The organism is Methylorubrum podarium (genome assembly GCF_022179745.1).
Taxonomy (GTDB): Bacteria; Pseudomonadota; Alphaproteobacteria; order Rhizobiales; family Beijerinckiaceae; genus Methylobacterium; species Methylobacterium podarium.
Genome location: NZ_BPRD01000315.1, coordinates 1 through 5,593 on the forward strand (window position 1 = coordinate 1; position 5,593 = coordinate 5,593).

At 70.2% G+C, this 5,593-nt stretch carries 3 protein-coding genes; all 3 read right to left on the bottom strand.

Annotated elements, in window-relative coordinates; genetic code table 11:
• The coding region (nrfD, locus tag MFF42_RS15805) for an NrfD/PsrC family molybdoenzyme membrane anchor subunit (protein ID WP_238256598.1) at positions 1–1,335 on the bottom strand (1,335 nt) is incomplete at its 3' end.
• Complete coding sequence (locus MFF42_RS15810; protein ID WP_238256599.1) at positions 1,332–4,142, bottom strand: 4Fe-4S dicluster domain-containing protein; 2,811 nt, start codon at positions 4,140–4,142, stop codon at positions 1,332–1,334. The genes MFF42_RS15810 and nrfD, both read right to left, overlap by 4 nt.
• A complete protein-coding gene (locus tag MFF42_RS15815) occupies positions 4,130–4,789 on the bottom strand; it encodes a cytochrome c3 family protein (RefSeq protein ID WP_238256600.1) in 660 nt (219 codons plus the stop codon). The genes MFF42_RS15810 and MFF42_RS15815 overlap by 13 nt, the downstream gene beginning before the upstream one ends.
• Positions 4,790–5,593: the final 804 nt, after the last annotated feature.

Genomic DNA, 5,593 nt, shown 5'->3' on the forward strand with positions numbered 1-5,593 from the left:
GGCGAGCTGGCTGACCTCGTGGATGGAGACGATCGGAAAGATCCGCGCCAGGACGAGGAAACCGAAGGCGAACAGCCCGAGCGGCGCGATCAGGATCACCACGTCGTAGACGCTGACATGATAGGTCCGCCACAGGCTGACGGCGTGGCCGTGCGAGAGGGTGTTCCAGACGATCAGGATGCGCTCCAGCCACATCCCGAGATTGATCACGACCGCGATGATCGCGAGCGCCCACAGGTTGAGCCGCACGCGCGCGAACCACAGCGCCTGCGGCACGAGGCAGTTGCAGAACAGCAGGCTGTAATAGAGCCAGCGGTAGTCGCCGGTGAAAAAGTAGGCGATCACCGTCCGGTCGGCGTGATCGCCGCCGTACCAGCCCATGAACCACTCGGTGGCGTAGGAGAGGGTCATGACGATGCTGGCGAACAGCATCACCTTCGCCATGGCGTCGAAATGGGCCGGGGTGATCACCGCCTGAAGATTGAGGCCCCAGCGGATGACGATCGCCAGCACCACCACCATGGCGAAACCCGAATACATCGCGCCGACGACGAAGTAGGGCGGGAAGATCGATTCCTGCCAGCCGGGCATCAGGCTCGCGGCGAAGTCGAGGCCGACGATGGAGTGGACCGAGCAGACGAGCGGCACGGCCAGCGCCGCCATGGCCTTGTGGAAGCTCTCGTAGATCGCCCAGTGCCGGGCCGAGCCGCGCCAACCGAGCGCCAGCGCGCCGTAGATCCGCTGCCCGACGCGCGTCCGCGCCCGGTCGCGCATCGTGGCGAGGTCCGGCAGGAGGCCGGTGAACCAGAAGATCAGCGAGAACAGCAGGTAGCTCAGGATCGCCCAGAAATCCCAGACCAGCGCCGAACGCCATTGCGGCCAGAGATCCATGGTGTTCGGATAGGGCGCGAGCCAGTACGCGTAGAGCGGCCGCCCGAGATGGATGATCGGGAAGATGCCGGCGATCGCGGCGGCGAACAGGGTCATCGCCTCGGCGAAGCGGTTGATCGAGGCACGCCAGTGCTGGCGCGTCAGCAGCAGCATCGAGGAGATCAGCGTCCCGGCATTGCCGATGCCGATCCACCAGACGTAGTTGGCGATCGAGAAGCCCCAGACCACCGTGGTGTTCACCCCCGAAAGGCCGATGCCGACGGTGAGCACCGCGCCGATGGCGATTATGGTGACGAGCACCAGCGGCAGCACCCCGAGGATGGCGATGACCCAGGCACGGCCCGGCCCGCGTCTCTGGATCGGGTCCGCGACCGCGGCGCAGATCTCGGCGTAGCCGAGGCGCTCGCGGGCGATCCACCGATGCGGCTGGTCCCTGCCGCTCACGCGTGATCCTCCTTCAGGTCCGGGTTCGGCGCGCGGAGGTTCGCGAGGTAGGTCGTCCGCGGGCGGGTGTTCAGCTCCTCCATCAGCGCGTAGTGGCGCGGATCCTGCCGCATCGCGGCGATGCCGGTGCCGGGCTTGGCGAGGTCGCCGAACCGGATCGCCCGCGTCGGGCAGGCGGATTGGCAAGCGGTGGCGACCGCGTCCATCTCCCGGCCGTCGCGCTCGGCCGCCTGCCGCTCGGTGGCGATGCGTTGGACGCAGTAGGTGCACTTCTCCATCACGCCGCGGGCGCGCACCGTGACGTTCGGGTTGCGCTGTGCCTTCACCGATTCCGCGCCGAGATGGGCGTAGGGCTGGCCGTCGGCGTAGCCGAAGAAGTTGAAGCGGCGGACCTTGTAGGGGCAGTTCGCCTCGCAGAAGCGGGTGCCGACGCAGCGGTTGTAGACCTGAAGGTTCAGGCCCTCGCCGTCATGCACCGAGGCCGCGACGGGGCAGACCGGCTCGCAGGGCGCGTGCTCGCAATGCATGCAGGGCACGGGCTGGAACCCGGCCCGCGGTGACTCGGGTCTGCCCTCGTCGTAGATGTCGATCCGCAGCCAGTGCATCATCCGGCCGCGCGCGATTTCTTCCGGGCCGACGACGGGGACGTTGTTCTCGGATTGGCAGGCGACGACGCAGGCGTTGCAGCCGATGCAGGCGTCGGTGTCGATCACCATCGCCCAGGCATGGCCGTCGGCATCGCCCTTCCACGGCGTGAGGAGGCTCGGCTGGTCCGCGCCGATGCCTTTCGGCTCCGCACGTGTCAGGGTGGAAAGGTCGATCTGCCGGAACAGCTTTCGGGTTTCGCCTTCGAGCTCGACGTAGTTCTGCGTGCGCAGGATCGTCTCGGTCCTGTCCGTCTTCGCGAGATCGACGCCGGTCACGAGCCAGGGCGAGGCGCCGCTCGCCAGAGCGTAGGCATCCGTGCCGACGCCGTTGCCGATGGCGCCGGCCCGCTGCCGGCCGTAGCCGAGGGTCAGCACGCCGACGCCGTCGGCGACCCCGGACTCGATGATCACCGGCACCTCGATGATGCGGCCGCCCGCGCTCGCGCGCACCACGTCGCCGGCCTCGAGCCCGCGCCGCCCGGCCTCGGCGCGGGAGAGCGCGAGCGCGTTGCCCCAGACCTGCTTCGAGATCGGCTTCGGGCATTCCTGAAGCCACGCATTGTTGGCGAAGCGCCCGTCCCAGAGGCATGGATCCGGCCGCAGCTCGACGGTGAGACCGTCGCTCCGGCGGGATTCCGGCAGCGGGATCAGGCGCGGCTCGCCGGGCTGAAGGGTCGGTGCGGCGGTCCCCTCGATGTTCCCGTCGTGCAGGCAGCGGCGCCACCAGCCCTCGAAATCCGCGCCCCCGCGCTGCCGCCACGTCTCCCGGACGAGAGCGTAGCCCGCCGTCGCCGTGCGGCCGGCGAAGAGCGGCAGGATCTCGTGGAGCGAGCGCCCATCGTAGAGCGGTCGCAGAAGCGGCTGGACCAGGCTCGCGGTGCCGTCGGTCGCGCGGAGATCCGACCAGCTCTCCAGCTCGTGCGTCAGCGGCAGGTGCCAGTGGGTAGCGCCCGCGGTCTCGTCGCCGTAGAGCCCGGCATGGACGCTGAACCGGGCGCGCCCGATGCGCTTGGCGAGGTCGAGCTCGGGTGGTGCCGTGGCGACCGGATCGGCGTCGAGGATCGCGAGGCAGGTCACCGCGCCGCGGTCGAGCGCGCCGGCCAGATCGGCAAGGGTCGCGGGCGCTCGCCCCTCGATCTCGTCGGGCGGGACGATGAAGTCGACGGGCGCCCGGAGGCGCGCGTTGATCCAGTGCGCGAGCGCGTGGCCCTCCGGCGCGAGTGCGGCCCCGGCGAGCACGAGCGCGCGGCCCTCGTGCGCCTTGAGATCCTCGGCGGCGGCCTCGGCGAACCGCCGGGCGGCTTCGGGCAGTTCGGGTGCGGGCAGGCCGGCGCCGAGCGCGTTGGCCACCGTCGCCAGCACCCCAGGCTGATCGAGGGGGTGGACGGCCCGCCGCGCGTCGGCCTTGACCCCCGTCAGGGTCAGCGCCGCCTCTGCGACGTAGAGGCGGCCGAACCGCTCCCGGTCGCGGCGGCGGTCGGCGAAGGCGTTCGCGAGCCGGATCTGGTCCGGTCCGGCCCCGAGCGGGTCGGCCCCGACGCACAGGATCGTCTCGGCCCGCTCAAACCGGGGCAGGGCGCGCAGGCGTCGGCCGAAGGCAAGTTCGGCTCCGCGCTCCGCATTCCCGTCATCGACCGGCTCGTGAACGTGCCACGCCGCCTCCGGCAGCGCGCGCAGCAGCGTATCGATCTGGCGGGCGAGCGTCGGCGAGGTGACGCGGCCGGTGACGAGGTGCAGGCCGCGCCCGCGGGCTGCCTGCACCGTCGCGAGCGGCCCGCTCAGCGCCCGCTCGAACATGTCCCAGGAGGCGATGCCGCCCACCCGCTCGGTCACCGTGCGCGAGCGGTCGGGGTCGTAGAGGTCGAGGATCGCCGCCTCCGCGAACACGTCCGTCGCGCCGAGGCTTGCCGGATGCAGCGGATTGCCCTCGATCTTGATCGGCCGCCCGTCGACGGCGATGGCGTGGACCCCGCGCGCCCAGCCGCTGAGCGAGAGGGTCGTGGCGTAGCGCACCGGCACGCCGGGCAGGAGCTGCTCGGGCGCCCGCACGTACGGCACGATGGTCTCGACCGGTCTGGAGCAGCCGCCCGCGGCGAGCGTGATGCCGGCGCCGAGGAGGCGCAGTGCCTCGCGGCGCGAGGGCGGGGTCAGCGGTGGCATATCGAGCACTCGCTCAGCCGCTCGGGCGATTTGATGTGGCGCTCCTCGACGAAGCGGGCGCCGATCACGGCCTGATCGGCGGGCGGCTTCCAGGCCATGTCGAACACCGCCTCGTGCGGACGGAGGTTCGGTGCGGGGTCGCGATGGCAGTCGAGGCACCAGCCCATGGTGAGCGGGGCCGTCTGCCGCATCAGTTTCATGGTCTGGACGGGGCCGTGGCAGGTCGAGCAGCCGACGCCCTTGGCCACGTGGACCGAGTGATTGAAGTAGACGTAGGCCGGCAGGTTGTGGACCCGGTTCCAGGTCAGCGGTCGCCCCTCGGCGAGGCTCTGGCGCACCGGCGCCAGCATCGGCGCGTTGGTCCATTCCTGCGAGTGGCAGCTCATGCAGGTCTCGGTCGGCGGGATGCCGGCGAATGCCGCCTTCTCCACCGAGGTGTGGCAGTAGCGGCAATCGATCCCGAGGCCGCCGACATGGTGCTCATGGCTGAACGGCACCGGTTGTTCGCGGGTCACGTCCTGGGCCGTCACGTAGGGCGAGCGCCACAACGTGTAGGCGAGGCCCACCGCCAGGACCGGAACGGCACCGATGGAGGCGAGCACGACGCGGGCGACGGTGTCCGCCCCCGGATGAAAGATCTGCACCATCCCGCGCGAGACGCCTTCCGCACGCCCATCCTGGCATCGCTACGATTCGAGATCGCCTTCGCGCACGTCCGGTTCCTCCCGACGAAGCCCGACGTGATCGAAGCCGCGCCGATGTCGCTCACGCATCACAGTCGTTCCCCGGCACGGCTTCGCATCGTCCCCGAACGGCAAACCTGCAGCATGCGAGAAAGATCAATCGCGGCCGACCCTTCGGGGGCACCGTGCCGAAGGGCGAGCCGCCCACGGGCTCCCGGCCGATCGATACCGGGCGCCGGATGCGCCGGAGCCTCATCTCCGGTGGCGCTGCCGGCAGGCTTGCCCGCGATGTCGACGACCTGCCGCACAGGGTCCGGCGACCAATGTCCGGGACGATGTCGCGTCGATCGCGTTGCCGGATGGTCGTGAGCGGCAGCACGCGACGGCGGTAACCTTTCAGTAAACAAACATCGTTAACGAAATGCTTGAACGCCCGACGCCATGTCTTGCGGGTGACTTTCTCCGCTTCGACCGAGATCGGGCGGCGAAGTTGCTGCGGAGCTTGCCGAGCGGGTGCGAGGTCCGGTCGAAGCTGACCGCTTCCCGGTCCGTCGTGTGGATCATCGTTCGAGGTCTGCCGACCTCGTCAGCGGAAAGCCTTTGCCATGTCGGAGACGGTCCAAGCAGGCAAGAACGGGGCGAAGGTGCCGGCCGAGAAGATCTCGCCCGAAGAGATGTTGAAGCAGGCCGTCGCCGGTGCGTCGAAGGTTGCTGCGCCGGTGGCCGCGCGCGCCCGCAAGACGGTCCGCCTCGGCGCCAACGGCCGCC

What these genes read in the sequence shown, in the direction of transcription:
- MFF42_RS15810 (WP_238256599.1), bottom strand. Translation starts at nt 4,142, where the DNA reads ATGCCACCGCTGACCCCGCCCTCGCGCCGCGAGGCACTGCGCCTCCTC.
- MFF42_RS15815 (WP_238256600.1), bottom strand. Translation starts at nt 4,789, where the DNA reads ATGGTGCAGATCTTTCATCCGGGGGCGGACACCGTCGCCCGCGTCGTG.